Origin of the sequence: Neobacillus drentensis, assembly GCF_036962765.1 — a bacterium.
Classification (GTDB): domain Bacteria; phylum Bacillota; class Bacilli; order Bacillales; family Cytobacillaceae; genus Neobacillus; species Neobacillus drentensis_C.
This window is the reverse complement of sequence record NZ_JBALOS010000095.1, coordinates 1,646-4,931: the sequence shown is the minus strand read 5'-3', so window position 1 is coordinate 4,931 and position 3,286 is coordinate 1,646. Positions and strand designations below refer to the sequence as shown.

4 protein-coding genes are annotated in these 3,286 nt (G+C 35.1%); all 4 read right to left on the bottom strand.

Annotated features, from left to right (window positions below; all coding sequences use genetic code 11):
• Positions 1–365: 365 nt before the first annotated feature.
• The 4 genes from V7137_RS13300 to V7137_RS13285 all read right to left on the bottom strand — a co-directional run bounded on the left by V7137_RS13300 (position 366) and on the right by V7137_RS13285 (position 3,134).
• Positions 366–1,214, bottom strand: coding sequence for a DUF2935 domain-containing protein (locus tag V7137_RS13300; RefSeq protein ID WP_335698534.1), 849 nt, complete (start codon positions 1,212–1,214; stop codon positions 366–368).
• 278 nt (positions 1,215–1,492) lie between these two features.
• On the bottom strand, positions 1,493–1,960 hold the full coding sequence (locus V7137_RS13295) for a UPF0158 family protein (RefSeq protein WP_335698533.1): 468 nt from the start codon (positions 1,958–1,960) through the stop codon (positions 1,493–1,495).
• 170 nt (positions 1,961–2,130) lie between these two features.
• Complete coding sequence (locus V7137_RS13290) at positions 2,131–2,415, bottom strand: hypothetical protein (RefSeq protein ID WP_335698532.1); 285 nt, start codon at positions 2,413–2,415, stop codon at positions 2,131–2,133.
• A gap of 221 nt (positions 2,416–2,636) precedes the next feature.
• Positions 2,637–3,134 (bottom strand): hypothetical protein, encoded by a 498-nt coding sequence (locus V7137_RS13285; RefSeq protein ID WP_335698531.1) that lies wholly within the window; start codon positions 3,132–3,134, stop codon positions 2,637–2,639.
• Between the last annotated feature and the right edge of the window lie 152 nt (positions 3,135–3,286).

The window sequence follows — 3,286 nt, the reverse complement described above, 5'->3', positions numbered from 1 at the left end:
TGGAACGTAGATCAACAGGGTGCCAAAATCAACAATAAGGTTTAACATAGCCATATTTTAAAATGATAGTGCATCAGACGAGAATGAATTTTCACAGACACATTGCCGAACTTCAATTATGCATAAATTCCTTCCGACTCCAATCAGCACGGATGAATTCGATTGACCTCATTCTTATAAGATTAAACTGCCACGTTAGCTGAATAACAAAAAAGGATCGCCGCAGCCATCCCCTTCTTTTAACTTCACCGTTAAATTTATTGTTATTTAGTTACACATAAGTGTATTAATCATGAGTGATGTTACCTCTGGACCTCCAACGCTCTACATTTAAACTAATTTTTTATATACGTCCTCAAAAAATATTATCCAGGTTGTGAGCTATCTCCTGTAAGATGTGCGTCAAACATATCAATGATTTCTAGGAATCTATCAGCTTCACGGAAAACATGGTCAGCTAACAGAGGATGAATAATGCTCTTTATTTTACATTGCTCAATTAAATCACGGGCTGTTTTCTTGAAGTCCCTAAGAGATGAGACCGACACCCGATTTTGATCAAGGAATTGATCTAAAAGAGGAACTGTTTGAGATTGTGGCTTCATCGACTCTAAGTCCTTTGCTTGATACAGCAATTGATCAAAATCATTGCTGAAATTCCGTGCTACATCCACTAGCTTCCTTTCGGACGGATCAAGTAGATGTCCAATAAATTTGGCATGGTCTGCCATAATCCTTAAGAAGAAGACATTTTCTTTAATAATGGCATCTGGAAGCGATTGTAATTTTCCTTCATTTAATTCAATTAATCGTTTTCTAAAATAATTAGCTTCCCTACTTGTATGGTCAACTAATAGTGGGAAATTATTTGCCCCCGGCAATTTGCATGTGAGAATTAGTCCTAATACTTTCCGTTTAAATACGAAAATATTCGTTGCAGCTTGTTGTACCTCTGAATTAAATCTTTTTATTTGTTCCGGGTCAGTCTGATTATTAAAGGAATGTGCAGTTTGTTCGATGTGTTCAAATAATCGATAAAATTGATTAGCCTCTTGAATTAGTTGAGTATCCTCTGCTCTAAATCCTAATCGAAGAAATAAAGAATGCTCTTTCATGATCCTAGCCCAAAAACGTATTTCATTTAATGAACGTTCAACAAACATACCTGATGTAACACCTGTATCAGGATGCAAAACGGTATCATCACCATTCATTAGCTTACCTCCCCGAATAAAATCCATTTGGTCTATTCTTATTTACAAGGTAATTTAAATATACCTAATTTCCCTACATTAAGCTTATGAGACTAAACTTCGTAACTTCAATAAGAAAAGCCGACAGTTCTTGGCAGCTTTGTTCTTTCACTTTAGGCTATTCTTTGAACCTCAATGATGCCGGGTTTACTAATATATTTCTCTTCTTTAACTGCACCTTACTTTAATAAGGAGAAAAGGCGATTACTCTTTAGTTTAGTAATCGCCCCCTCTCATTTCTATTCAATAAAGTTAATATTATTTTCCTTACACCATTCAATCGCAATTTGTATAAAACGCTCGTCACGATATGAATACCATTGATCTTCCATATCAAAGTCTATTATTTTGTCCTTAAATCTTCTAAATGCACCCTTTCCTTTAATTGCCCTTAATAAGGATTCCTGCTTTCGTTGATCACTTACTGTTAGGCAATAGTTTTCCATTATTTCATATTCATTCACTTCATATTTAGTAGGTAATTCTATGTAATTTTCAAAGTTTTCAACGACATCCATTGCAATAATTCTATTTTCTCGTTCCCATTCAGGTAAATGATCAAATGGTTTTTCTTCTTCAACAGCTCTCAAGTCCTCCGATTTAACTAACACTATTTCACCTGTTTTAATATGAAGTAAGGAACGTGACTCTTCGAACTGTATTTCCATTTCCTCAATTATATCTTTCAGTTTGACTTGTATATTCATAATTAGATCACCTTTTATTATTTTTTTACTAATGCCCCCGTTAGCCATCCATGCAGCACAAAATCAGTGCTGCACCACAGATAAAGAAAATGGTTAGGATGTGTCAATACAGAAATTGACCTTAATCCAGTCAACCCTAAACCATAGACTTGACCCAGTAACTAAAGAATCTATAAAGTTTCTGTTCCTTTCTTCTTAAAGATACCAACCAATAACATAATAAGTCCTAAGATGAAAATTATTGGAAACAAGTACAACATAATCATTGCTGCCCAACCATTACGAACAATAATTGCATATGTTAAACCTATTGAAAATGATAGGAAGGGCGCGATTGCTACCATAGAAGTAATGCCCCAAACGATATATTTTCTTTTTTTCGACTTTCCTTTGCTTAATTGGTAAGCGACTATTGAACCCAGTATTGCAATCGCTAATGCTACGAAAATCGCCATCTTTTATTTTTACTCCTCCTTTATATTTCTAATTAAGTATATTCTGGAAGGGGTTACAAATTCCTTCTTCAACTCTCTGGTTCTTTACTTTAAGTACATTCCTCACAATCTAACTCTTTAATCATAATAAAAAGGATAAAGCCAATTGGGTTTTATCCTCATTATGTAATTCCATTTTACAATGACGGGTTCCATTGGAATTCCATTTTAAGCACTCCACTTTATTTATGGCATTGATGTAGGGTGTTTTGCAAAATAACAGGTCCTAACTTGTTTGTTTTTGAGTTTGAAAGACGTAATTCCACTCGTGTATTAACAGGAAGCGAAGCAGATATCTCTTCAATTTTACCTACCCAAGGAGTTCCACCAAACCAGCTCGGAGCGTCCTCCTTAACTGAATACATCTTAAATCGCCAGCTGATTTCCCCAATGATCCGTGCAACCCCCTCATATTGGTCATAGTCTCCAAATGCTAAAGGTAAAGGTAACCAATCCGCATAGATTCCTACACTCTTCCTTTCTCTAATCGGACTTGTTGGACCAGTCGTATATGGCTTTTTAACTTTTGTAATTAATCCAGTCCCTTGTGCATTGGGAATATCCCTAACCGGCTTAAGAACCACGCTACACGGATAGGATATTTCTTTTAAAGTTTGTGCATGAATGATTCCTATATGAGTAAAGAATATGACTAGCAATGCCGATGAGATTTTTAACATTTTTTTTAAACCACCCCCAAATTTGAAGATATTATAACCAATCCCTTCATTCAAAATTCGTCCATTTATCCATGGTTTATATAATGCTCTTTAGTGAAGGCTCTTTTCGTAAACTTTGTTGCTTTTTGGAGCCTTATAAGGGTCATTTACTA

Coding starts and splice junctions, on each gene's coding strand:
- V7137_RS13290 (WP_335698532.1), bottom strand. CDS start 2,415: ATGGCGATTTTCGTAGCATTAGCGATTGCAATACTGGGTTCAATAGTC.
- V7137_RS13285 (WP_335698531.1), bottom strand. CDS start 3,134: ATGTTAAAAATCTCATCGGCATTGCTAGTCATATTCTTTACTCATATA.
- V7137_RS13300 (WP_335698534.1), bottom strand. CDS start 1,214: ATGAATGGTGATGATACCGTTTTGCATCCTGATACAGGTGTTACATCA.
- V7137_RS13295 (WP_335698533.1), bottom strand. CDS start 1,960: ATGAATATACAAGTCAAACTGAAAGATATAATTGAGGAAATGGAAATA.